The 25,335-nt window shown below is 58.2% G+C and carries 19 protein-coding genes; 6 read left to right on the forward strand and 13 right to left on the reverse strand.

The features are described 5' to 3' along the window. Nucleotides 1–71 precede the first annotated feature (71 nt). On the forward strand, nt 72–878 hold the full coding sequence (locus Q1J88_RS00340) for an outer membrane protein assembly factor BamD (protein WP_301115457.1): 807 nt from the start codon (nt 72–74) through the stop codon (nt 876–878). Here Q1J88_RS00340 and Q1J88_RS00345 read toward each other — a convergent pair. Further along, on the reverse strand, nt 865–2,859 hold the full coding sequence (locus Q1J88_RS00345) for an ATP-dependent DNA helicase (protein ID WP_301115400.1): 1,995 nt from the start codon (nt 2,857–2,859) through the stop codon (nt 865–867). The two genes, Q1J88_RS00340 and Q1J88_RS00345, sit on opposite strands and share 14 nt — an antisense overlap. A gap of 117 nt (nt 2,860–2,976) precedes the next feature. Here Q1J88_RS00345 and Q1J88_RS00350 point away from each other — a divergent pair, with 117 nt between their 5' ends. Both Q1J88_RS00350 and Q1J88_RS00355 read left to right on the forward strand, forming a co-directional pair. Next, entirely contained in the window at nt 2,977–5,352 is a 2,376-nt protein-coding gene (locus Q1J88_RS00350; RefSeq protein ID WP_301115401.1) for a Tex family protein, read from the forward strand. Between the two features lie 11 nt (nt 5,353–5,363). Further along, on the forward strand, nt 5,364–5,879 hold the full coding sequence (locus Q1J88_RS00355) for a hypothetical protein (RefSeq protein ID WP_301115402.1): 516 nt from the start codon (nt 5,364–5,366) through the stop codon (nt 5,877–5,879). Between the two features lie 7 nt (nt 5,880–5,886). Here Q1J88_RS00355 and Q1J88_RS00360 read toward each other — a convergent pair whose 3' ends face one another. The 5 genes from Q1J88_RS00360 to Q1J88_RS00380 all read right to left on the reverse strand — a co-directional run bounded on the left by Q1J88_RS00360 (nt 5,887) and on the right by Q1J88_RS00380 (nt 14,060). Further along, nucleotides 5,887–7,209 (reverse strand): tryptophan--tRNA ligase, encoded by a 1,323-nt coding sequence (locus Q1J88_RS00360; RefSeq protein ID WP_301115403.1) that lies wholly within the window; start codon nt 7,207–7,209, stop codon nt 5,887–5,889. 21 nt (nt 7,210–7,230) lie between these two features. Continuing rightward, on the reverse strand, nt 7,231–8,322 hold the full coding sequence (gene zapE, locus Q1J88_RS00365) for a cell division protein ZapE (protein ID WP_301115404.1): 1,092 nt from the start codon (nt 8,320–8,322) through the stop codon (nt 7,231–7,233). Between the two features lie 74 nt (nt 8,323–8,396). Next, entirely contained in the window at nt 8,397–9,824 is a 1,428-nt protein-coding gene (gene lpdA, locus Q1J88_RS00370) for a dihydrolipoyl dehydrogenase (protein ID WP_301115405.1), read from the reverse strand. A gap of 116 nt (nt 9,825–9,940) precedes the next feature. Further along, nucleotides 9,941–11,161 carry a 2-oxoglutarate dehydrogenase complex dihydrolipoyllysine-residue succinyltransferase gene (odhB, locus tag Q1J88_RS00375; protein ID WP_301115406.1) on the reverse strand — a complete coding sequence of 407 codons (1,221 nt, stop codon included), beginning with the start codon at nt 11,159–11,161 and terminating at the stop codon, nt 9,941–9,943. Between the two features lie 28 nt (nt 11,162–11,189). Continuing rightward, nucleotides 11,190–14,060 (reverse strand): 2-oxoglutarate dehydrogenase E1 component, encoded by a 2,871-nt coding sequence (locus tag Q1J88_RS00380; protein WP_301115407.1) that lies wholly within the window; start codon nt 14,058–14,060, stop codon nt 11,190–11,192. A 285-nt stretch (nt 14,061–14,345) separates the two neighbouring features. On the opposite strand from Q1J88_RS00380, the gene Q1J88_RS00385 reads away from it, so the two are divergent. Then, entirely contained in the window at nt 14,346–16,643 is a 2,298-nt protein-coding gene (locus Q1J88_RS00385) for an NADP-dependent malic enzyme (RefSeq protein ID WP_301115408.1), read from the forward strand. Between the two features lie 380 nt (nt 16,644–17,023). Here Q1J88_RS00385 and gltA read toward each other — a convergent pair whose 3' ends face one another. From gltA to Q1J88_RS00420, 7 genes are all read right to left on the reverse strand, one after another. Further along, a complete protein-coding gene (gene gltA / locus Q1J88_RS00390; RefSeq protein WP_301115409.1) occupies nt 17,024–18,325 on the reverse strand; it encodes a citrate synthase in 1,302 nt (433 codons plus the stop codon). 16 nt (nt 18,326–18,341) lie between these two features. Beyond that, on the reverse strand, nt 18,342–18,602 hold the full coding sequence (locus Q1J88_RS00395) for a succinate dehydrogenase assembly factor 2 (RefSeq protein WP_301115410.1): 261 nt from the start codon (nt 18,600–18,602) through the stop codon (nt 18,342–18,344). Between the two features lie 12 nt (nt 18,603–18,614). Further along, nucleotides 18,615–19,331 carry a succinate dehydrogenase iron-sulfur subunit gene (locus Q1J88_RS00400; RefSeq protein ID WP_301115411.1) on the reverse strand — a complete coding sequence of 239 codons (717 nt, stop codon included), beginning with the start codon at nt 19,329–19,331 and terminating at the stop codon, nt 18,615–18,617. A 13-nt stretch (nt 19,332–19,344) separates the two neighbouring features. Further along, nucleotides 19,345–21,123 carry a succinate dehydrogenase flavoprotein subunit gene (sdhA, locus tag Q1J88_RS00405; RefSeq protein WP_301115412.1) on the reverse strand — a complete coding sequence of 593 codons (1,779 nt, stop codon included), beginning with the start codon at nt 21,121–21,123 and terminating at the stop codon, nt 19,345–19,347. A gap of 3 nt (nt 21,124–21,126) precedes the next feature. Beyond that, on the reverse strand, nt 21,127–21,510 hold the full coding sequence (gene sdhD, locus Q1J88_RS00410) for a succinate dehydrogenase, hydrophobic membrane anchor protein (RefSeq protein ID WP_301115413.1): 384 nt from the start codon (nt 21,508–21,510) through the stop codon (nt 21,127–21,129). After that, nucleotides 21,510–21,923: a succinate dehydrogenase, cytochrome b556 subunit gene (gene sdhC / locus Q1J88_RS00415; RefSeq protein WP_301115414.1), complete on the reverse strand. Its 414-nt coding sequence runs from the start codon at nt 21,921–21,923 to the stop codon at nt 21,510–21,512. The genes sdhD and sdhC overlap by 1 nt, the downstream gene beginning before the upstream one ends. A gap of 99 nt (nt 21,924–22,022) precedes the next feature. Next, on the reverse strand, nt 22,023–22,793 hold the full coding sequence (locus Q1J88_RS00420) for a GntR family transcriptional regulator (RefSeq protein WP_301115415.1): 771 nt from the start codon (nt 22,791–22,793) through the stop codon (nt 22,023–22,025). 256 nt (nt 22,794–23,049) lie between these two features. Between Q1J88_RS00420 and Q1J88_RS00425 the strand changes: the two genes are divergently transcribed. Both Q1J88_RS00425 and prpC read left to right on the forward strand, forming a co-directional pair. Then, the gene (locus Q1J88_RS00425; protein ID WP_301115416.1) at nt 23,050–24,039 is read left to right on the forward strand and encodes a malate dehydrogenase; all 990 of its coding nucleotides are present in this window, start codon (nt 23,050–23,052) and stop codon (nt 24,037–24,039) included. Between the two features lie 130 nt (nt 24,040–24,169). Continuing rightward, nucleotides 24,170–25,333 (forward strand): 2-methylcitrate synthase, encoded by a 1,164-nt coding sequence (gene prpC, locus Q1J88_RS00430; protein WP_301115417.1) that lies wholly within the window; start codon nt 24,170–24,172, stop codon nt 25,331–25,333. The last annotated feature ends 2 nt before the right edge of the window (nt 25,334–25,335 follow it).

The raw sequence follows: 25,335 nt of genomic DNA on the forward strand, positions 1-25,335 counted from the left end.
TCTGCCTGCATACTAACACCAAGGACTCTTTCGTGATTCGCTCCGACTTCCTACCATCGCGCTTTTCCGCCATGACAAAGTGGGCACGCGCCCTCGGCGCCCTTACCGTCGTTCTGGCTGTCGCGGGCTGCGGCTCGTTCAAGGGCGACGTAGACCCTACCGCCGGCTGGAGTGCCGAACGCCTTTATGAAAGCGCCCGCACAGAGATCAGCGACGGCAACTGGAACGACGCACGCGCGCGACTTGAGGCCGTCGAGGCCCGTTATCCATTTGGCGGCTACGCGCAACAAGCCCTGATGGATCTGGCCTATGTCAACTGGAAAGACGACGAGCCCGAACAGGCACTGGCCGCCATCGATCGCTTCCAGCAGCAGTATCCCAACCACGCGGGTACCGACTACATGCTGTACCTGAAGGGACTGATCACCTTTACGCCGCCCAGCGCCGTGTTCTCGCGCATCACCCGCCAGGATCCGAGCGAGCGCGACCCCAAGGGCCTGCGTGAGTCGTACGAAGCCTTCAACGAGCTGATTACACGCTACCCTGACAGCCGGTACACCGAAGATGCTCGCAAGCGCGTTGCGTGGCTGGTCACCACCCTGGCTCAGAACGAAGTCCATGTCGCCCAATATTACTTTGAGCGCAAGGCCTACCTGGCCGCCGCGAACCGCGCACAAACTGTCATCACCGATTTCCAGGGTGTACCGGTTGCCGAAAAGGCCCTGTACATCATGTATCTGTCGTACGACAAGCTCAACATGCCCGAACTGCGTGACGACGCCAAGCGCGTGCTTGACGAAAACTTCCCCAACAGCAAGTACTACGAACAAGGTCTGGACGAGCCGGTCGACCGCTGGAACCCGCTCAACTGGTTTTAAGGTTTCGACCTTCGTAAAAAGCTGCCGCCTGAGCCGGATCACGGGTCCGCGCAAACGGCGGCAGTCCTCTCCACAGCAGACGCCCGTAAGGTTTGTCCACCAGGCGGGTGTCGCCCACCATTAACACGCCCCAATCGCGCTCAGAACGGATCAGGCGACCTGCACCCTGCTTGAGCGCAATCGCCGCTTCGGGCACCTGATACTCCATGAACGGATTGCCACCGTTGCTGCGGCACTGATTCAGTCGTGCTTCCAGCACGGGGTCATCCGGTGGTGCGAAAGGCAGCTTATCGATGGCCACCAGTGTCAGGGCATCGCCCGGCACGTCTATGCCTTCCCAGAAGCTTGCACTGCCAACCAGCACCGCATTGCTTGCCGTACGGAACCGCTCGAGCAAGGCACGCCTGGAGCTGTCTCCCTGCTTGAGCAGCAGTCGCTCGATATCCCGGTCTTCGAATTGCTCTTCGAGAAGTTCAGCGATGCGGTCCACGGCGCGAAGCGTGGTACACAACACCAGGACCCCTCCTGGTGCAACTTCAATCAGCGGGGCCAAAACTTCGACAAATCTTTGGTTGAAATTTGGATGACTGGGCAAGGGCAGGTTGTGTGGCACCAGCAACAGACCTTGAGTGGAATAATCGAACGGAGACTCCCAGCGCAGCGTCTGCGCATCCCATAGCCCCAATTGCCGCTGAAAATGCTCGAAGTTTCCATTAACGGACAAGGTGGCTGAAGTCATCACCCAAGTCTGATCAGGACGACGGAAACGGGAGAAAATTCGCGCAACTGATAGCGGGGCACTATGCAAGCGCATGTGGTTTGTGCCTGTCTCTACCCACCGCACGGAGGCTTCACGGTCATCGCCGCGCTCCAGCGCATTGTTCCCTTGACGGTCGGGCTGGCTCCACTGAAATACGCGCGCACGCAGCTCGAGACAGGCATTGGCCGCTGCAGCCAGGTCCGGATGCTTCTCGGCCACTGCCTGCATCAGGCCTGCCGCCCGATCCATCGCCTGAATCAGGGCAGTTAGCGCCGTGTCGAAATCTTCGGGGTCGGGCAACGCATCGAAGGTCGCTTTGCGTCCAGGGAGGCGGTCAATGCCCGCCGCGCAAAGCCGGAGTGACCGGGCAGCCTGCTCGACCGCCTTGGCGACCTCGCTCCAGTTGGTTGCCTCACGCGCATGGGCCAGGCCGGCCGCTTCGATACTTCGTGCCAGGTCAAGCAGTTGATGCGAAGAAACGCTGATCCCGAGAAACCGGGTAGCGATGTCAGGCAATTGATGCGCCTCGTCGAACACGACCATATCCACCGAAGGCAGCAATTCAGTAATCCCCTCTTCGCGCAATGCGAGATCGGCCATGAACAAGGCATGATTGACCACCACCAGATCCGCTTCCTGGGCCTGCTTGCGTGCCTTGAGCACGAAGCAATCACGTACGTGGGGACAATCCTGACCCAGGCAGTTCTCGCGAGTCGATGTGACCCGATTCCAGATATCGGCGTCTTCCGGCACCTCGGCCAGTTCGGCTCGATCCCCACTACGTGTCTTTTGCGCAAACAGCTGGATGTGGCGCAGTTGACCTACTTCGGCACGCGATTTAAGCGCCCGGTCGTCGCCGGCCAGGCGTTGCAGATGGTAGTGGCAGACATAATTGCCTCGCCCTTTCAACAGGGCGACGTTAATGGACAATGCCAGCGCTTCGCGCAAACGAGGCAGATCGCGACGGAAAAGCTGGTCTTGTAGTGTTCGCGTGCCGGTAGACACCAAAACCTTTGCATTGCTGAGAAATGCCGGCACAAGGTAGGCCCACGTCTTGCCCGTGCCTGTGCCGGCCTCGGCAATAAGGGTCGCGTGGTCGGCCAGGGCCCGGTCTATGGCCTGGGCCATCTCGAGCTGCGCCTGACGCGGCCGATAGCCTTCTACTTTCTGGGCAATCGGCCCCTGCTCGGAAAAAATCTCGGTTAGCTCTTGCGACAGCATCAGGAACGCTTCTTTACAATATTTGTTCGATCCACAGGAGATAATACCCGCCCGGCCGGCGCTTATGGCCAACCCTGTGGCAAAATGCCCCGCTTGAATCTGTATTACAGTTTGGCCATGACAAGTATCACTGCACCTCTCGCGCCCGACACATCCGTCCAGGGCAAACCCGAACACATCATTGCGCTGTTGGCCGAAGAACTCGGCGTCAAACCTGTGCAGGTGGCGGCCGCCATCGAACTGCTGGACGGAGGAGCGACCGTTCCGTTCATTGCACGCTACCGTAAAGAGGCAACAGGCGGACTCGACGATACCGTCCTGCGCAATCTGGAAGTTCGCCTGATCTATGTGCGCGAACTCGAGGAACGGCGAGCAGCAATTCTTGAGTCGATAGAGCAGCAAGGCAAGCTGACCGAGACGCTGGCCAAAGAGATCCGTGCCGCGGACACCAAGCAACGTCTTGAAGACCTGTACGCTCCGTACAAGCCCAAACGCCGGACGCGAGCGCAAATAGCGCGCGAGGCGGGTCTGGAACCACTGGCCGATGCCATTTTAGCTGACGCTGACTGCGACCCGGCTGCACTGGCAAACACCTACCTCAACCCCGAAGCCTCGATCAACGATGCCAAGGCAGCACTGGACGGTGCACGCGACATTCTTGCCGAGCGCTACGCTGAAGACGCCGATCTGCTGGCAGACCTTCGCGAGCACTTGTGGAATACCGGCAGGCTTTACTCCAAGGTCGTCGAGGGTAAAGAAGACGAGGGTGCCAATTTTCGGGATTGGTTCGATTTCAATGAAACTTTGCGAACCCTGCCCTCACACCGCATCCTTGCCTTGCTTCGTGGCCGCCAGCAGGGCGTGCTGGATCTGCGCCTGGGCCTGGAAGCAGAGCTTGAAACGCAAATTCCTCATCCCTGCGTCGCACGCATTGCACAGCGGTTGGGATTGGATGTGAGTTTTTCTTTGGATGCCTCTGCTCGCCAACGATGGCTGGCAGAGGTGTGCCGCTGGACGTGGCGCGTCAAGCTGCTTACCGCCTTCGAAACAGAACTGATCGGACGATTGCGCGAGAATGCAGAAGCAGAGGCCATTCGAGTATTTGCCGCCAACCTGAAAGACCTCCTGCTAGCCGCGCCAGCAGGCCCCAAAACAGTGATGGGCCTGGACCCTGGCATACGTACCGGAGTCAAAGTCGCCGTCATCGATCCCACCGGAAAACTGCTGGATACCGCTACGATTTATCCGTTTGAGCCCCGCCGCGACCGCGAAGGATCCATACGTGCGCTGGCTGCTCTTGCCACCAAGCATAAGGTGGAGCTTGTCGCCATTGGTAACGGAACCGCCTCCCGAGAAACCGAGAAGCTCGTGGCGGATCTGCAGCAAGCCATTCCGCAACTTGGTCTCACCAAGGTCGTTGTTTCCGAGGCCGGCGCTTCCGTGTATTCGGCATCCGAGCTGGCAGCGCAAGAGTTCCCCGATCTGGATGTCAGCCTGCGCGGTGCAGTATCCATAGCCCGCCGCCTGCAGGATCCCCTGGCTGAGCTCGTCAAGATCGAGCCAAAAGCCATCGGAGTCGGCCAATACCAGCACGATGTCAATCAGCGCGAACTGGCGCGATCACTGGATGCGGTAATCGAGGACTGCGTCAACGCCGTCGGCGTGGACGTCAACACTGCTTCGGCCGCCCTGCTCAGTCGCGTGTCGGGCCTGAATGCGTCGTTGGCGCGCAATATCGTCGCCTGGCGTGACGAAAACGGCGCGTTCGCCAACCGCAAGATGCTGATGAAGGTGTCTCGCTTTGGAGAGAAGTCGTTCGAACAGGCGGCCGGCTTCCTGCGTATCGCCAACGGAGACAACCCACTTGACGCCTCGGCCGTCCACCCGGAAGCCTACCCGGTAGTTGAACGTATCCTCAAGAGGATCGACGCCGATGTGCGTCAGGTCATGGGCAAGCAGGACGCTCTCAAGGGCGTCTCGCCCTCCGAGTTCACGGATGAGCGATTCGGGCTGCCGACAGTGCGCGACATTTTCGCCGAGCTGGAGAAGCCGGGGCGTGACCCTCGACCGGAATTCCGGACAGTACAGTTCAAAGAAGGAGTCAACACCCTGAATGACCTGCATGAGGGTATGATTCTTGAAGGCGTAGTCACGAATGTTGCCAATTTTGGTGCCTTCGTTGACATCGGTGTTCACCAGGACGGCTTGGTCCATATCTCGGCCCTGGCTGACCGCTTCGTGAAAGACCCGCGCGACGTCGTGCGAGTGGGCCAAACGGTCAAGGTCAAGGTTGTAGAGGTTGATATCGCGCGTAAGCGGGTTGGCCTGACCATGCGCCTCGATGACAATGCACCGCCTGCCGCGCGCAGAAGCAGTGATCGCCCGGAAGGCCGCCCAGACCGCTCGCGGGGCGACAAGCAGCGCCAGGGCGGACGCGATTCAGGTCAAGGGATGGGCGCCATGGCAGCCGCGTTTGCCAAGTTAAAGCGATAGGAGCAACGCAGATGAACGACGATGTCCGGCAGAAGCTCGCTTCGCTTATCGACCTGCTCAGCTGTCACTATCTCGATTCGCACGAAGTCGAGGCTATCGTCTCGTTGTGCATGCAGACGCGCAACGAGCCAGCCCGGACACTTGCAAAAAACTACGGCGAAGACGCAGCACAGGTTGCACGATACGATCCGGACGGCGTCACGGCATTCGTTATCTTTACCGAACTCGAAGACTATTTCGCAGTGTCAGACACCGTGGATGAACTGCACGAGCAGATCATCGATTCATTCGATGCTCCAACCTTGCCTGAATATCCATACGACGACAACAAGTTCGAAACTGTCGTGGATTACTTTGAGTGGCTCGACACGCAGCTGCTGGCACATCACCCCAAGTACTGCCTGATCGAGTTCGGACAAAGCTACACGCACGACTTCCAGACCATTCTGGTCCTGCGTGATACGGTGGACCAGATCCTGGCCCTGTGCAAGGACCTGGGCATCTGGGCCGAACGCTGCTCGGCCTGAAAGCCGTTTACACGTTTTGAAGGGCGGAGCGCAGCTTTGGCACGTCCGTTTCACTTAGCCGTGCCACCAGAACATCGTCGATCCTGAGTTCTACCGTTTTTCCGTCGCCGTGCAACGCGGCGTCGGGCAGCCCTTGCTGCAAACGCTTGATCAGCATTCCGGCAGTCTTGGGGTCATCGAACGATTCGGACAGGAACACGTCACTTCCATCAGTATCCTGCAGGCGGAAGCGGAAGCGCCCGTCGTCATCGCGGAAGCTTACAAACCGAGCTTTCTTTTCAACTTGTTTTGATGGACCCGCAGACATCGCGACAGCCTTGGGACTGCGCAAACCTACGGCCTCCCGAAGGCGTTCCATCAAGGGCGCCGCCAGCTTACGCGCCTTGACTGCGCCAGCCTGGAGTATGTCCTCGATGCGTTCCGGATTGGCCATGAGCTCGTCGTAACGAGCACGCATGGGACCGACCTCTTCTTCGATCAGATCGAACAGCTGCTGTTTTGCTTCACCCCAGCCAAGTCCTTGTTCAAGCGCTTGGCGAAACTGCGCACTTTGCTCGGGTGTCGCAAAGGCACGGTACAAAGTGTACAGGTGGGACCCTTCTGCATCCTTGGGTTCACCGGGCTGGCGCGAGTCGGTCACGATGCGCATCACTGCGGCGCGCGTTGCCCTGGCGCCACCGTCGAATAAAGGGATGGTGTTGTCATAGCTCTTGGACATCTTGCGCCCGTCCAGGCCGGGCAGTGTCGCCACATCGTCATCGATCTGAACTTCCGGCAACACAAAAAAATCGTGACCTTTTCCATAAAGATGGTTGAAACGCTGGGCAATGTCGCGCGCCATTTCCAGATGCTGGATCTGGTCCCTGCCTACCGGCACCTTATGCGCGTTGAACATCAAAATGTCGGCCGCCATCAGAACAGGATATGAAAACAGGCCCATGGTGACACCGTCATCCGGATCCACACCCTTTGCAGTATTCTGATCGACCGAGGCCTTATAGGCGTGAGCACGGTTCATCAGGCCTTTGGCGGTGACACAACTGAGCATCCAGCAAAGCTCGGGGATCTCGGGCACATCGGACTGTCGATAGAACGTGACCTTCTCTGGATCCAGCCCGGCCGCCAGCCAGGTCGCAGCTATCTCAAGCCGCGAACGCGCCACTCGTTGCGGGTCGTCACATTTGATCAGGGCGTGATAATCGGCCATGAAATAAAAAGCATCCACGTCCGCTTGGCGGCTGGCTTCTATCGAGGGGCGGATTGCACCGGCGTAGTTGCCCAAATGCGGTGTACCGGTGGTAGTAATGCCGGTCAATACACGAGTAGTCATAGTCGTTGAGCTGTCGAAGTTTTATAAATCGGCCGTTTCCCGGCGCTCGGATTCAAGATATTCGCGGGATTGCATCTCGATGATGCGTGATACCGTCCGATGAAACTCATTGGACATGGGGCCGTCAGTATAAAGTTCATCGGCAGGACATTCCGCCGACATCACCAATTTGACCTTGTGATCGTAAAAAACGTCGATCAGCCAGGTAAACCGCCTTGCAGCCGACGCATCGCGTGCTTGCATCCGGGGCACATCGGACAAGATCACCGCCTGGAAGCGACTGGCAAGGTTGAGGTAGTCGTTCTGCGAACGGGGCCCTGCACACAAGGTCGCAAAATCAAACCACACCACCGTGCCGCTGAGTGCGACCGCCTTCAGTTCACGGTTCTCGACGGTCAGCACAGGCTTTAATGCGGCAGTGTCAGACAAGCGTTCGAACACCTCTCGAAGCTGCTGGTCTGTGTCCTCGCGGATGGGAGTCAGATAAAGAGGAACCTGTTCCAAAGTGCGGCGTCGATAATCGACTCCGGTGTCGACGTTGAGCACGTCGAGCCTGTCATAGATCAGCTTGATCGCAGGCAGGATCCGATCGCGATGCAGACCATCCGGGTAAAGATCGGACGGTTCGTAATTGGACGTCATGACAAACGATGTGCCCTGCTCGAAAAGCTTCAGCAAGAGCTTGTGCAGGATCATGGCATCGGCCACGTCAGAAACGTGGAACTCGTCAAAGCATATCAATCGATAACGCTTGGCGATGCGGCGCGCCACTTCGTCCAGCGGATCAGCCTGCCCGCTGACCTCGCCAAGCTCGCGATGCACACCTCGCATGAACTCGTGAAAATGCAAGCGAGCCTTGCGCTTAAGAGGGACGGTCTGGAAAAAGGCGTCCATCAGAAAACTCTTTCCGCGCCCTACTCCGCCCCACATATAAATACCGCGAGGAATGTCCGGTCGCTTGAAGAGCTTGCGCAAGGGAGACGACCGGGCCTGCTTATATAGCACCCAGTCATCGTAAAACGCCTGCAAGCGCTCGATCGCCGCCAACTGCGCCTCATCAGGCTGATAGCCGCGCTCTTGCAGTGCCTGATGATAATACTCACGAACATTCATTGAACATCGGACCTCTAGGAAGGAAAAAGGGGGCGGCATGCCCCCTTTGTTCTGCTACTGTCTGCGATCGCGGATCAGAAATTAAGCGTACGCTTGTCTACTGCCAAAGCAGCTTCCTTCATGGCCTCGGACAGTGTGGGGTGGGCATGGCAGATACGGGCGATGTCCTCGGCTGCACCACGGAATTCCATGATGGTAACCGCTTCAGCAATGAGCTCGGACGCCATCGGACCCACAATGTGGACGCCCAGCACTTCGTCGGTCTTGGCGTCTGCCAGAACCTTCACGAAACCCGTTGTATCACCCAGGGCACGCGCGCGACCGTTGGCCATGAACGGGAAGCTTCCCGCTTTGTAGGCGACTCCGGCGGTTTTGAGCTGCTGTTCGTTGCGACCTACCCAGGCGATTTCGGGCGAGGTATACAGCACGTTGGGAATTACGGCGTAGTTGACGTGACCGTGTTGACCGGCGATGGTCTCGGCAACGGCCACGCCCTCTTCCTCGGCCTTGTGAGCCAGCATCGGACCGCGTACGACGTCGCCCACTGCCCAGACGTTAGGGAGGTTGGTACGGCAGTCGTCATCAACAACAATGAACCCGCGCTCGTCCAGCTTGAGTCCAACGGTTTCAACGCCCAGACCTTCGGTATGAGGCACCCGGCCGATCGATACGATAAGGTTGTCGACCACCAGTGACTGCTCGGCACCGGAGGCATCGGTGTAGGGAACGGTCACGGACTTAGCTGTAGTCTTGACCTCGCCAATCTTGACACCGCACTGGATGTTCAGACCCTGTTTGGTAAACGCCTTTTGAGCTTCTTTGGCAACCTGCTGATCGGCAACCGCCAGGAACTCGGGCATGGCTTCGAGAATCGTGACCTCGGCGCCCAGGCGACGCCACACGCTGCCGAGCTCGAGGCCGATTACACCCGCACCGATGACACCCAGTTTTTTGGGAACACCGGGCAGTCGCAACGCACCGTCGTTGGAAAGGATTTTTTTCTCGTCAAAAGGCAGACCGGGAAGTTCGCGAGGCGAAGACCCGGTGGCGATGATGACGTGTTTGGCGACCAGATCCTCGTCGGACTGACCGGAAACCTTGATGGACCAGCCACCGTCAACCTGGGCGCCGAACGAACCCTTGCCATGGAAGAACGTAACCTTGTTCTTCTTGAACAGGTAAAGGATTCCTTCGTTGTTCTGCTTGACGACGGTATCCTTGCGACCGATGAGGGTGTCAAGCTTGAGGCTGAGACCCTTGACCTCGATACCATGCTCGGCAAAGTGTTTGCCGGCCTGTTCGTAATGCTCGGAAGATTGCAGCAGAGCTTTGGACGGGATGCAGCCCACGTTGGTGCAGGTGCCTCCCGGAGCGGGTTTGCCGTCGCTGGTAGACCAGGCGTCGATGCAGGCCACCGACATGCCAAGTTGCGCGGCGCGAATGGCGGCAATATAGCCTCCGGGGCCGGCCCCGATTACCACTACGTCAAATTGTTTAGCCATCTTGTGTACTCGGAATTAGAGGAAGCGATTGTCCGGCTCCGCCCCGGCCGACGCCACGCATAGCGAGGCGCGAACGGCATGCGGCTGGGCCGGACATGTTCAAGGACGAGCAGGAATCAGACGTCCAGCAACAGGCGCTGCGGATCTTCCAGCGCTTCTTTCATGGCGACCAGAGACAACACGGCCTCGCGACCGTCGATGATGCGGTGATCGTAAGACAGGGCCAGGTAGTTCATCGGACGAATGACGATCTGGCCGTTCTCGACCACAGGACGCTCTTTGGTGGCATGGATGCCCAAAATAGCGGACTGCGGAGGATTGATGATGGGCGTGGACAGCATTGAACCAAACACGCCGCCATTCGAAATGGAGAACGTACCGCCGGTAAGCTCTTCGAGTGTCAGCTTGCCGTCGCGGGCGCGAGCGCCAAAATCGGCGATCTGCTTCTCGATTTCGGCAATCGAAAGCTGGTCTGCGTTGCGCAAGATGGGCACAACCAGTCCGCGTGGACTGCCTACCGCAATGCCGATGTCGAAATAGCCGTGGTAGATGATGTCCTTGCCATCAACTGAAGCATTGACAATGGGGTACTTCTTGAGGGCAGCGACGGCTGCCTTCACGAAGAACGAGGTAAAGCCCAGCTTGACGCCGTGCTCTTTCTCGAACTTGTCCTTGTAGCGGGCACGCAAATCGAGGATGCCCTGCATGTTGACTTCGTTGAAGGTGGTAAGAATTGCGTTTTCGGCCTGCGACTGAAGCAGGCGCTCGGCCACCCGAGCACGCAGGCGGCTCATGGGCACGCGCTGTTCCGGACGACCATCGAGCGACATGGTGGGCGCCACCGGAGCCGCAGCGGCTGCTTTCTTGGGTGCGCTGTCGGCTGCCAACGCATCACCCTTGGTGACGCGGCCGCCACGACCCGTGCCTTCAACGTTTGCAGGATCGATACCTTTCTCGGCCAGGATCTTGCCCGCAGCCGGCGAAGCGATCGCTGCAGCAGGAGCGGACGCGGCAGGCGCTGATGACGGTGCTGCGGCAGGAGCTTCGGCTGCCGGAGCCTCGGCAGGTGCAGCTGCGGGGGCAGCAGCAGCCTTGGCTTCGGTGTCGATACGAGCCAGGACTTCGCCTGATGCAACCGTACTGCCATCGGCCTTGACGATTTCGCTCAGGACGCCGGAAGCAGGCGCAGGCACTTCGAGCACCACCTTGTCGGTCTCGACCTCGATGAGGATCTCGTCTGCTTCAACGGCTTCGCCAGGCTGTTTTTTCCAGTTGAGCAGCGTTGCTTCGGAAATGGATTCTGAAAGCTGCGGTACGAGAACTTCTGTAATTGCCATGGTGTTTTTCCGTAAAGATGAGTGTTCGTTATTTGGTCAGCACGAAGCTTTTGAATTTGGGGGCCATGGCCTGCTCGAGCAGAGCACGCTGCTGCTCTTGGTGCTTGGCCAGATAACCCACCGCCGGCGAGGCCGATGCACTGCGCCCCGCGTAGCCCAAACGCTGGCCTTCCACCATATTCTCGTACAGATGGTGTTGGATATAGAACCAGGGTCCTTGGTTTTGCGGTTCGTCCTGCACCCAGACGATCTCCTTGGCATTGCTGTATTTTTGCAGCTCGGCCTGAAACGCCTTGTGGGCAAACGGGTACAGCTGCTCGATACGCAGGATGGCGATGTCAGACCGGCCGGCTTCGGTGCGGGCGTGAACCAGGTCATAGTACACCTTGCCCGAGCAAACGAGCACGCGGTTTACCGCTGCCGGATCGATGTTTGCGTCCTGCTCGCCGATGACAAGTTCGAACTGCCCGTCGGCCAGGTCGGTAAGAGGAGACGTGGCGTCCTTGTTTCGCAATAGCGACTTGGGCGTAAAGATGACCAAGGGCTTGCGGAAGGGACGGATCATCTGGCGGCGCAGCACATGGAAAATCTGTGCGCCGTTGGTGGGCTGGACAACCTGCATGTTGTTGTCAGCGCAAAGCTGCAGGAAACGCTCGATGCGGGCTGACGAGTGTTCGGGGCCTTGACCTTCGTAGCCATGGGGAAGCATGAGGGTCAGACCGCACTGGCGGCCCCACTTGGCTTCGCCCGACGAAATGAACTGGTCGATGACAACCTGTGCGCCATTGACGAAATCGCCGAACTGGGCTTCCCAGATGGTAAGCGTGTTGGGTTCGGCTGTAGCGTAACCATATTCAAACGCCAGGACCGCCTCTTCGGACAGTACCGAGTCGATAACGGTAAACGGCGCCTGCTTTTCGGACACATTCTGCAGGGGAATATAGGTACCGTCGTTCCAGCGGTCACGCTTCTGGTCGTGCAATACGGCATGTCGGTGCGTAAAGGTGCCGCGACCGGAGTCTTGCCCGGTAATGCGCACGGCATAGCCCGACGCCACAAGAGTTGCGAACGCCAGATGTTCGCCCATACCCCAGTCGAGGCGAGCCTCGCCGCGGGCCATCTTGAGGCGGTCGTTCAGCAACTTGTTGACCAGCGGATGAACGGTAAAGCCTTCGGGGACCGTGGTGATTTTTTCGCCAATGCGGGTCAGCTCGGCCAGCGGCACACCAGTATTGGCCTCATCGGTCCATTTGGCGTTCAGGAACGGGGTCCAGTCGGTGGCGTATTTGCTCTTGTAATCGGTAAGCACCTGTTCGACAGTGCGCTTGCCTTCTTCCATGAGCTGACGATACGCCTTGACCATGTTGTCGGGCTCGTCCGGGCTCAGGACGCCCTGCGCCACCAGCTTTTCGGCGTACAGCTTGCGGGTACCCGGATGCTGACCGATGCGCTTGTACATCAGCGGCTGCGTCAGCGAGGGAGTGTCTTGTTCGTTATGGCCCAGTTTGCGGAAGCAAACGATATCAACCACGACGTCGTGCTTGAACTCGCGGCGATAATCAAGCGCCAGCTGCGTAACGTACACGACAGCTTCGGGATCGTCGCCGTTGACGTGGAACACCGGCGCTTCGATCATCTTGACCACGTCGGTACAGTACAGTGTCGAACGGGTGTCGCGCGGATCGGAGGTAGTGAAGCCGATCTGGTTGTTGATGACGATGTGCACCGTTCCGCCGGTACCATAGCCGCGGGTTTGCGCAAGGTTGAGCGTTTCCATGACAACGCCTTGGCCTGCAAAGGCCGCGTCGCCGTGGACGAGCACAGGCAATACCTGGCTGCCATCGGTATCCTGGCGACGATCTTGACGCGCACGCACGCTGCCCTCAACCACCGGGTTGACGATTTCGAGGTGGGACGGGTTGAATGCCAGGGACAGATGAACGGGACCGCCGCGCGTGGAAAGGTCGCTGGAGAACCCGTTGTGATACTTGACGTCGCCATCGGTAAGCGCCTGGCTGTGCTTGCCTTCGAATTCGGCGAACAGATCACTGGGCATCTTGCCCATGATGTTGACGAGCATGTTGAGGCGACCGCGGTGCGCCATGCCTACAACGATTTCCTGGACTCCGTTTTCGCCGGCATGGTTGACCAGTTCGTCCATCGAGACGATGAAGCTCTCGCCGCCTTCCAGCGAGAAGCGCTTCTGACCCACATACTTGGTATGCAGGTAACGCTCGAGGCCTTCGGCATCGGTAAGTTGCTGCAATATGCGGGTTTTACGCTCGGCGGAAAACGCGGGTACTCCGACGGTGGATTCGAGACGTTCCTGGATCCAGCGCTTGGCGGTAGGATCGGAAATATGCATGAACTCGGCACCGACAGTTCGACAATACGTATCGCGCAACGCCTTGAGCATGTCTCGCATGGTCATGGTGTCGGCTTTGGTGAAATACGTATTGGTGGCGGCGTAGACCTGGTCCAGATCGGCTTCGGTCAGGCCGTAGAAGGCCGGATCGAGTTCGGGGATATTGGGGCGCTCTTGACGCTTCAGAGGGTCGAGTTCGGCAACCCGTACACCCAGAGTGCGGTAGGCGGCGATCAGCGACTGAACAGAGACCTGTTTGCCGGCAACAGCCAGATCAGGCTCTTGCACGCGAGCGACAAAAGCGTTGGCTTTGGCACGCTGGGCAAAAGACTCGATAATGGGGGCATGCGCTTGATCGCGCGTAGTTTCCTGGCCGTCAGTGGCAGGCTGGTGTTGAAGCTGATCGAAGTAGTTCCGCCATTTTTCGGAAACCGAACCGGGATTCTCCAGGTAAGATTCGTAGAGTTCCTCTACGTATGGGGCGTTGCTACCAAAAAGATAAGAGTTAGATAAAAGTTCTATTTCCGATGACATATAAACGCTTCACCTATCCGAGTGTCTCACTCGTTATGATGCAGGACAACCTTCCGCGACACGGCCAGACCGAATAGCGGATAGCGGGGGCAGAAGGCAACGTGTACGACGCCTTGTGATCAGCCGTAGTACAAGTAGTATACCCACAAACCCTTATTGTGTGACGCGAAACACGGCGCAAAACCGCCCGTCACGCAAAAAAGCGTTGAAGATAACTGACACTCTGCGAGTTGTATTGTCAGGCAGTACACTTACGCTTTGCTTAGAACAGGAGTCACCCCCACCATGGATGCCAACGCCGACCTCTCGAAACTGGCACTCGACTATCATGCCTTCCCCGTTCCGGGGAAGATTTCGGTCACGCCGACCAAGACGCTGGCCAACCAAGACGACCTTTCGCTGGCCTACTCGCCGGGTGTAGCCGCGGCCAGTATGGCCATCTACAACGAGGGCGACGAAGCCGCGGCGCTGTACACCTCTCGTGCCAACCTGGTGGGTGTGGTTACCAACGGTACCGCTGTGCTGGGCCTGGGCAATATCGGCCCTCTCGCCGCCAAGCCGGTCATGGAGGGCAAAGGATGCCTGTTCAAGAAATTCGCCGGCATTGATGTATTTGACATTGAGCTCAACGAAAACGATCCGGATAAGCTGGTCGACATCATCGCGGCGCTGGAGCCCACCCTGGGTGGGGTCAATCTTGAAGACATCAAGGCTCCCGAATGCTTCTATATCGAAAAGAAGCTTCGCGAACGCATGAAGATTCCGGTCTTCCACGACGACCAGCACGGCACGGCCATCATTTCGGCTGCTGCGATCCTCAACGGTCTCAAGGTGGTCGGCAAGGACATCGCGAGCGTAAAGCTGGTTTGTTCGGGAGCCGGCGCCGCTGCCATCGCCTGCCTGAACCTTCTTGTCAGCCTGGGACTTCCTCGCAGCAACATCTATGTAACCGACTCTCGCGGCGTCATTTACGAAGGCCGTGAAGAGAACATGGAACAGACCAAGGCCGAATACGCTCAAAAGACTGACGCCCGTACCCTGGCAGATGTCTGCAAGAACGCCGACGTGTTCCTGGGCTGCTCGGCTCCGGGGGTCCTCACCGCCGACATGGTCAAGACCATGGCCGATCGTCCGCTGATCCTGGCACTGGCCAACCCTGAACCCGAAATCCGCCCCGAAGTGGCGAAGCAGGCGCGCGCTGACTGCGTCATTGCAACCGGCCGTTCCGATTACCCCAACCAGGTCAATAACGTTCTGTGCTTCCCCTTCATTTTCCGTGGCGCTCTGGACGTGGGCGCCACCATCATCAACGAGGAAATGAAGCTGGCCTGCGTTCGTGCCATCGCCGAACTGGCTGAGGCCGAGCAAAACGACGAAGTGGCAAATGCCTACGCCGGCCAGGATCTTACGTTCGGCCCCGAGTACATCATTCCCAAGCCATTCGATCCGCGCCTGATCGTCAAGATTGCTCCGGCGGTGGCCCAGGCCGCCATGGACTCCGGCGTTGCGACCCGTCCGATCACCGACATCGAGGCCTATCGTCAGAAGCTGATGAGCCTGGTGTATCACACGGGCCAGCTCATGCGCCCGCTGTTCATGCAGGCCAAAGAAGCTCCAAAGCGGGTTATCTACGCCGACGGCGAAGACGAGCGAGTTCTGCGTGCCGTCCAGGTAGTAATCGACGAACAGATCGCCCAACCAATTCTTGTTGGCCGCCCTGCAGTCATCGAAATGCGCATCAAGCGGTTCGGCCTTCGCCTTGTTCCGGGTGAAAATATTGAAATCGTCAATCCGGAAGACGATGAGCGCTTCAACGAAACCTGGAGCAGTTATTACAAGATTCAGGGTCGTAACGGTGTCACTCCCGATATCGCCAAGGCGATGGTGCGCAAGCACAACTCGCTCATCGGCGTGATGCTGATGCGCCGCGGTGATGCTGACGCAATGCTGTGCGGCGTGGCCAGCCGATATGACAATCAACTGCGCTATGTGGACGAAGTCATCGGACTACGGGACGGGGCCAAGACATATGCCGCGATGAACGTCCTTATGCTGCCCGACCAGACCCTGTTCATCTGCGACACCCACGTCAACGAGAATCCCACCGCCGAAGAAATCGCTGACATGACGATCCAGGCGGCCGCCGAGGTGTTGCGATTCGGTGTAGTGCCCAAGATTGCCCTGCTGTCGCATTCGAACTTCGGTAGCCGTGTCACCGAGTCGTCGCGAAAAATGGCCGAGGCACGACGCATCATCGCCGAGCGTGCGCCTCACCTCGAGGTGGACGGCGAGATGCATGCTGACGCGGCACTGTCAGAGAAGATCCGCTTGAAGGCTTTTCCGGATTCGACCCTGAAGGGGCCCGCCAATCTGTTGATCACGCCCAATCTGGATACCGGGAACATTGTCTACAACATGCTGAAGATGACCGGCAGCAATGGCGTGGCAATGGGGCCGGTTCTGCTGGGCGCTGCACGCCCTGTTCATATCCTGACCACCAGCGCCACCGTGCGTCGCATTGTGAACATGACGGCACTGGCCGTTGTGGATGCACAGCAGGAGGCCGGACAGGTTCAGTTGTAATCAGGACGTCTTGCTTCCTTGAAACCGGCGAGGCTATTTGGCTTCGCCGGTTTTTTTATTGGGGGTCGGGCTTGAGGCCTGGCTGCGGGGAGAGTCTAAAGCCGGTCGCATCCGGCGGTCCCGCTTCGCGGGACTGCCCGCGTCTACCTCGTCCGTGCGGGCGGCAGCAAAACTCGACCTCAGCGCTTACGCGCTTCGGGACTCGTACATGTTGCTGCCGACTTCCCCCGCGCTCCCTTCGGTAGCACGCGGCGCCGTCTGGACGACCGGCTTTAGACTCTCCCCGCAGCCAGGCCTCAAGAACACAGGAATACGCCCCCAACACCCCGCAGCAACCGACCAAAAAAAACGCCCCGAAGGGCGTTTGAATCGAACGATTCTTACTTGGCCGGCACGTCGCGGGGGGCCGCTCCGGTGTACAGCTGACGCGGACGACCGATCTTGTAATCAGGATCAGAGATCATCTCGTTCCACTGGGCAATCCAGCCAACCGTGCGAGCCAGAGCGAAGATCGCCGTGAACATCGACGTCGGAATGCCAATGGCACGCTGAACAATACCCGAGTAGAAGTCAACGTTCGGATACAGCTTGCGATCCACGAAGTACTGATCTTCAAGAGCAATGCGCTCGAGCTCCATGGCAAGCTTGAACAGAGGATCGTCCTCAAGACCCAGAGCCGAGAGCACTTCCTTGCAAGTTTCCTGCATCAGCTTGGCACGCGGATCGTAGTTCTTGTAGACACGGTGGCCAAAGCCCATCAGGCGAACGCCCGAGTTCTTGTCCTTGACCTTTTCCATGAACTCGCCAACTTTGGCGACACCGCCATTGGCTTGCAGCTCTTCAAGCATTTGCAGGCACGCCTCGTTGGCGCCGCCATGAGCAGGACCCCACAGGCAGGCAACACCCGCAGCAATCGCTGCGAACGGGTTCGTACCCGACGAACCGCACAGACGTACGGTCGAGGTCGAAGCATTTTGCTCGTGATCAGCGTGCAGGATGAAGATGCGATCAAGCGCGCGCTCGACGACTTCGTTCACCTGATACTCTTCGCAGGGGTTCGCGAACATCATGCGCAGGAAGTTGCCCGTGTAGGACAAATCGTTGCGCGGGTAGATGTATGGCTGGCCCATCGAATACTTGTACGCCATCGCAACCAGGGTAGGCAGTTTGGCTATCAGACGAATGGCCGAGATTTCACGGTGACGCGGGTTGGTGATGTCTGTGGCGTCGTGATAGAACGCCGACATTGCACCGATCATGCCGGTAAGCACGGCCATCGGGTGCGCGTCGCGTCGGAAGCCACCCAGGAACACCTGCATTTGCTCATGAACCATCGTGTGATTCGTGACCAGTGCATCGAATTCCTTCTTCTGCTGGGCGTCAGGCAATTCACCGTTCAGGATCAGGTAGCTGACGTCCATGAAATCGCAATTTTCTGCGAGCTGATCAATGGGGTAACCACGGTACAGCAGCTGTCCCTTGTCGCCATCGATATAGGTGATGCTCGACTCGCACGACGCGGTGGCCAAAAAGCCCGGATCGTACGTAAACATGCCTGTCTGGCCATATAGCTTGCGAATATCGATGACATCCGGACCGATCGTTCCCTTGTAAACCGGGAACTCAACAGAGTTGCTGCCGTCGGAGAACGATAAAGTGGCTTTTTTATCTGAAAGTTGCATTTCAATCCTCAAGTTTTTACAGCTTCCGCATTTGCTCGACCAGACGACGCAGCTCGGGAGTATCGTATTCTCCGGCAAGCTCGGTTCGGGCTAGCAACACATCAAGCAATTCGTTATCCCCCATCTCAAACAGAAGAGTCAGGGCATGCACATCGGCGTCGGTAAGCTGGGTCTCGTACTGATCGAGGAACTTCGTGATGATCAGATCGTTTTCCAGCAGGCCGCGCCGGGCTCGCCAACGCAAGCGCGGACGGTCGATCTCCGACTGTTTTTTCATGGAACCATCGCCTCAGATTGTGCGACGAACCAGAAGTTCTTTGATCTGGCCGATGGCTTTCGCCGGGTTAAGCCCCTTCGGACAGACATCGGTACAGTTCATGATGGTGTGGCACCGGAACAAGCGATACGGATCCTCGAGATTATCGAGGCGTTCGGCGGTCGCTTCGTCACGGGAATCCACGATAAAACGGTAGGCCTGGAGCAATCCGGCAGGACCCACGTACTTGTCGGGGTTCCACCAGAACGACGGGCAGGACGTCGAACAGCAAGCACACAGAATACACTCGTACAGGCCATCGAGCTGCTCGCGCGCCTCGGGCGTCTGCAGACGCTCTTTCTCGGGCGGCGGCTGATCGTTGATCAGGAACGGCTTGATTGAGTGGTATTGGTTGAAGAAGTGAGTCATGTCGACGATCAGGTCGCGCACGACTGGCAGACCGGGCAAGGGTCGCAACACGATTGGCTCGCTGAGTTCGCGCAGGTTGGTCGTGCAGGCCAGACCGTTCTTGCCATTGATGTTCATGGCGTCGGAACCGCACACCCCTTCGCGGCACGAGCGGCGCAGCGCCAGGCTGTCATCGACATCGTGCTTGATCCGAACCAGGGCGTCCAGAAGCATCTTGTCGTTTGGCTGCAGCTCGACCTCGAGCTTCTGCATGTAGGGACGCTCATCCTTGTCGGGATCGTAGCGATAGATTTCAAATTTGACGATACGTTTTTCGCTCATTTCAGTATCCTGCTTAGAAGGTCCGTGCCTTGGGTGGGAAGCTCTCGACGGTAAGTGGCTTCATTTGCACAGGCTTGTATTCGAGGCGGCGGCCTTCCGAGAACCATAGGGAGTGCACCAGCCAGTTCTCGTCGTCCCGCTCGGGATGATCGTCCAGCGCGTGAGCACCGCGGCTTTCGGTACGGTTGGCGGCTGCCTTGGTGGTGGCAAGCGCGACTTCCTTCATGTTGGCCAGTTCGAGGGCCTCCATGCGGGCCGTGTTCCAGACCTTGGACTTGTCCTTGAAGTAGACATTGTCGCAACGCTCGGCGATACGCTCCATGTCGGCAACCCCTTCGTTCAGCAGCTTGAGGGTGCGGAACACACCGCAGTGGTTCTGCATGCTGTTGCGCATGGCGTTGTGAACTTCGTAGACGTTTTCGCCCGAAGTGCGCTTCTCGAGTTCGTTGACGCGGTCGAGCGAAAAATCGATGGCCGACGGAGGGATCTCCTGGTGCGAATGCTGACGCTCGGGATGCGACTCAACGATGTGATTGCCGGCGGCACGGCCGAACACGATAAGGTCGAGCAGCGAGTTCGTACCCAGGCGGTTGGCACCATGAACCGACGTGGCAGCACATTCGCCCACCGCGTACAGACCCTGAACAGGCACGTTCTCGCCATTGCGCCAATCCATCACCTGACCATAAATATTGGTGGGCAGACCACCCATCTGGTAGTGAATGGTGGGAACGACGGGGATCGGGTCCTTGATCGGATCAACGTTGCCGAACTTGATGGCAATTTCACGGATCGAGGGCAGACGCTTCATGATGGTTTCGGCGCCGATGTGATCCAGCTTGAGCAGGATGTGATCGCCGTTGGGGCCACAGCCGCGTCCTTCCTTGATTTCCTGGTCCATCGAACGCGAGACGAAATCGCGTGGAGCCAAATCCTTGAGCGTAGGAGCGTAGCGCTCCATGAAGCGCTCGCCATCCTTGTTGAGCAGGATGCCGCCTTCGCCGCGAACGCCTTCGGTGATCAGCACGCCGGCACCGGCAACACCCGTGGGGTGGAACTGCCAGAACTCCATGTCTTCCAGAGGAAGACCCGCACGCGCCGCCATGCCAAGACCATCACCGGTATTGATGAAGGCGTTTGTGGAAGCTGCCCAGATGCGGCCGGCACCACCGGTGGCCAGCACGGTTTGCTTGGCTTCCAGGACGTAGATCTCGCCGGTTTCGAGTTCGAGTGCGGTAACGCCCAGGACATCGCCGGCCTGATTGCGCAGGAGGTCCAGAGCCATCCACTCGACAAAGAACTGCGTACGCGCGGCCACGTTGCGCTGATAGAGCGTATGCAACATGGCATGACCGGTACGGTCGGCTGCTGCACAGGCGCGCTGCACCGGCTTCTCGCCGAAATTGGCCGTGTGACCGCCAAAAGGACGCTGGTAGATGGTGCCGTCGGTATTGCGGTCGAACGGCATGCCGAAGTGCTCGAGCTCGTAAACGGCGTTGGGCGCCTCGCGACACATGAATTCGATTGCGTCCTGGTCGCCGAGCCAGTCGGAACCCTTGACGGTATCGTACATATGCCAGTACCAGTTATCTTCGCTCATGTTGCCCAATGCGGCACTGACGCCACCCTGCGCCGCCACAGTGTGCGAACGGGTGGGGAAGACCTTGGACAGGACGGCGACCGAAAGGCCCGCTTGCGCCAGTTGCAGCGAGCAACGCATGCCGGCCCCGCCGGCACCTACAACCACCACATCGAACTGGCGGCGAGGTATGGAATGTTTGACAGCAGCCACGGCTTATAGACTCCAGAGAACTTTAGCGAAATAAACGATAGAACCCACCAGCCACAGCAAGGTCAGAACTTGCAGGAACAGGCGCAGGCCTGCCGATGTGACGTAATCCATCCAGATGTCGCGCACACCGACCCAGGCATGCCAGGCGACCGACAGGAAGGCCAGCGTCGCCAACAACTGGCCCACGGGCAATGCGCCCAGATGGAAGGTGAACAGATGCTGCCAGGCTTCAAAGTTCATTTCCGAAGAAAAGAGGAAGCCGAAGAACAGGATCAGCGTATAAACGGCCATGATGACGGCCGTGCAGCGTTGAACGATGAAATCAAGGGTGCCGTAGTGGGCACCGACCACCAGACGTTTTGTGCCGAGACGTTGTTGAGTTGTCATTACCAGGCTCCGAACAGTTTAAGACCAAACACCACGGTCAGGGCGAGGCTGACCCCAAAGACGATCCCGGCGGATTTTTGCGCCGAGACTTTGTCCATGCCGATGTGCAGGTCAAGCACGAGGTAGCGGATGCCGGCACAGAAGTGATGCAGGTAGCCCCAGATAAGCACCAGGAACACGAGCTTGCAAACAGGATTGGAAGCCCATTCGCGCATCGAGGCATAGGTTTCAGGCGAGGTGACGCTGGCCGCAAACAAGGGCACAATGATCAGCGGCAAGCTCAGGAACAGCAACGCGCCACTGATGCGGTGCAAGATTGAAGATTTTCCCGCAAGCGGGAGGTGGTATCTGAGTATCTGCGGGATGCTTAAATTGCGATACTGCGGACGTGGCTTGGAAGCTGAATCGGACATGACGGCCTCGAGGTTGTAACAATTAATTTTTGCAAAGCGATACGGGCTATTTTCGCCTATTTGTGCGAAGACGATCAAATAACTGGCAAATTCTTCCTGCTAATTCAAACTATTGCGGTAATGGAACCGCTCTGTGACGTAAAGTCCGCGCCGAACTTCCATGGGACGGTCGCCGTAGGTGTATGACACCCGCTCGACCTGCAGCAATGGAGTGCCGGGCTCGACCCCCAGCAACTGCGCGGCCTCGTCAGACGCCGCCATCGCGCGGATCTTCTCTTCTGCCCTGACCATGCTTACTCCGTATTCCGATTCGAAGAAGGCATATAGCGGCCCCTTGTAACGGGAAAACGAGTCGGCGGTCAGGCCGCGAAAGACAGCACCCGGCAACCAGATGTCGTCCAGAATGGTGGGCACACCGTCGAACGACAGCACGCGGCGCAGGTTCACGACACTGTCGGCGGTGCGCAGGTCGAGAAGACGTGCAATATCGACCGGTGCCTTTACGCGCCGGCATTCAAGTATCTGGCTTCCGGAGACGGGCTGTTTGCCGTCATCGGGGGTCAGGCGCAAAAAGCGAAAACGCACCTTGGCTTCGTGATGAGTCGCAACGAACGTACCCTTGCCCTGGCGGCGCAAAAGCAGATTTTCGGCTGCAAGTTCGTCAATTGCCTTACGCACCGTGCCCTGGCTGACCTGGAATCGGGAGGCAAGCTCCAGCTCGCTGGGTATGGCTTCGCCGGGTTTCCACTCGCCACGGTCAAGACTCTGCAGCAGCAAACCCTTGATCTGCTGATACAACGGGCTATACGCCGCGCTGGAGGCAGCGCGCTCGGTATCGGGCGCAGAGTCTGTGACGGGTTTTTCGGACATGAAAGAAGAAGAAGATGCGTCTCGGATGAAGTGAGGTAAAACGGCCGTTATTTTCGCACGGTTCGCGTTTTCTGTCTAACACTCTTCTGTCTTATATAAGATATAAGATTGACGCTGTTCTGGGTTTCCCGTAATCTTTTATCGTTTTAAACTAGCGAATGTCATTCAAAGTCCATTGACGTGAAACGGTCGACGAGCTCGCCCTTTTCAGGTCAATGGACCTGTTTATTCGTCCCTCATCACATCGGAGATCTCCATGTCCAAACCCGCCATGCGCGTCGCCGTAACCGGCGCCGCCGGCCAAATCGGCTACGCCTTGCTGTTCCGCATCGCTTCAGGCGAAATGCTTGGCAAAGACCAGCCCGTCATCCTGCAGTTGCTTGAAATTCCCGACGAGAAGGCTCAGAAGGCGCTCAAGGGCGTCATGATGGAACTGGACGACTGCGCGTTCCCGCTGCTGGCCGGCATGACTGCGCACAGCGACCCTCGCGAGGCCTTCAAGGACGCTGATATTGCACTGCTGGTTGGCGCCCGCCCCCGTGGCCCAGGCATGGAGCGCAAGGATCTGCTCCAGGTCAACGCCCAGATCTTTACCGCCCAGGGCAAGGCCCTTAACGATGTTGCCAGCCGCGACGTAAAAGTCTTGGTGGTGGGCAACCCCGCCAACACCAACGCGTATATAGCCATGAAGTCCGCGCCCGATCTGCCGGCAAAGAACTTCACTGCCATGCTGCGCCTGGACCACAACCGTGCCCTGACCCAACTGGCTGCCAAATCCGGCAAGCGTGTCGCAGACATCGAAAAACTCATTGTCTGGGGCAACCACTCGCCCACCATGTACCCCGACATCCGTTTCGCGACAGTCGAAGGCCAGAGCCTGCAGCAGCTCATCAACGACGACGTCTGGAACCGCGAAGTCTTCATCCCCACGGTGGGCAAGCGTGGCGCCGCCATCATCGACGCTCGTGGCCTGTCGTCAGCCGCTTCGGCCGCCAACGCAGCCATTGATCATGTTCGCGACTGGGTCCTGGGCAGTAACGGCAAATGGGTAACCATGGGCGTTCCCTCCGACGGTTCCTATGGCATTCCTGAAGGCATCATTTACGGTGTACCTGTTACTACCGCCAACGGCGAGTACACTGTGGTGCAAGGCCTGGAAATTGATGACTTCTCACGCGAACGCATGGATTTCACCTTGAACGAACTGCTCGAAGAGCGCGACGGAGTCAAGGACCTGCTTAGCTGATACATCGCCGGCGAAAAAACATGCCGGCATCACCCGCTAGGTTTCAGACCAGGCCCCGCCGCCCTTCAGGCCGCGGGGCTTTTTTGCAGCCGTCGGCGTTGAAGCCGGCCGGTTCACAAAGGAGACAAGCATGGCCAATACAAATAAGAAAACCGCAACCCCTCCCAAGCCGAAGAAATCCGTCGCGCTTTCGGGCGTGATTGCCGGCGACACCGCATTGTGCACGGTTGGACGCAGTGGCAACGACCTGCATTACCGAGGCTACGATATTCTCGATCTGGCGGCCAACAGTGAGTTCGAGGAAATTGCGCATTTGCTGGTACACGGCAGCCTGCCCACCCGGGCCGAGCTTGCAGCATACAAAGAAAAGTTGCGCCGCCTGCGCGGTCTGCCCGAATCGCTTCAGATGGCGCTTCAATGCCTGCCGCCGGCAAGCCACCCCATGGATGTCATGCGCACCACAGTTTCAGTACTTGGCTGCCTTCTGCCAGAAAAAGACGACCACAACCCGGCCGACGCCCGCGATATTGCGGATCGCCTGCTGGCCTGCCTCGGCCCGGCCCTGCTTTACTGGTATCACTACAGCCACAATGGCCGGATCATCGACACTCAGACCGACGATGACAGCATCGGCGGTCAATTCCTGCATCTTCTTCATGGAGAAGCACCCAAAAAAGAATGGGTTGATGCCATGCATACGTCGCTGATCCTGTATGCGGAACATGAATTCAACGCCTCCACCTTTACTTGCCGCGTCATCGCCGGAACGGGATCGGACATGTATTCGGCCATTGCCGGCGGCATAGGCGCCTTGCGCGGACCCAAGCATGGTGGCGCTAACGAGGTAGCCTTCGATATACAAAAACGCTACTCGTCACCTGACGAGGCTGAAGCTGACATTCGCCGCCGGCTCGACGCCAAAGAAGTGATCATCGGATTTGGCCATCCGGTTTATACGGTTTCCGACCCACGCAACCAGGTCATCAAGGAAGTCGCCCGCAAGTTGTCTCGCAATGCGGGCAACATGAAAATGTACAACATCGCCGAACGGCTTGAAACGGTTATGTGGGACGTCAAGAAAATGTTCCCGAACCTGGACTGGTTCTCGGCAGTGTCGTATCACATGATGGGCATACCCACCGCCATGTTCACCCCCTTGTTTGTCATGGCCCGCACGGCTGGTTGGGCCGCACACATCATCGAGCAGCGCATCGACAACAAGATCATTCGCCCCACCGCCAACTATGTGGGTCCCGAAAACCAAAAATTCATTCCACTCGGCAAGCGCCGCTAAGA

The organism is Pusillimonas sp., from assembly GCF_029263785.1.
In the GTDB taxonomy this organism is placed as follows: domain Bacteria; phylum Pseudomonadota; class Gammaproteobacteria; order Burkholderiales; family Burkholderiaceae_B; genus Pusillimonas.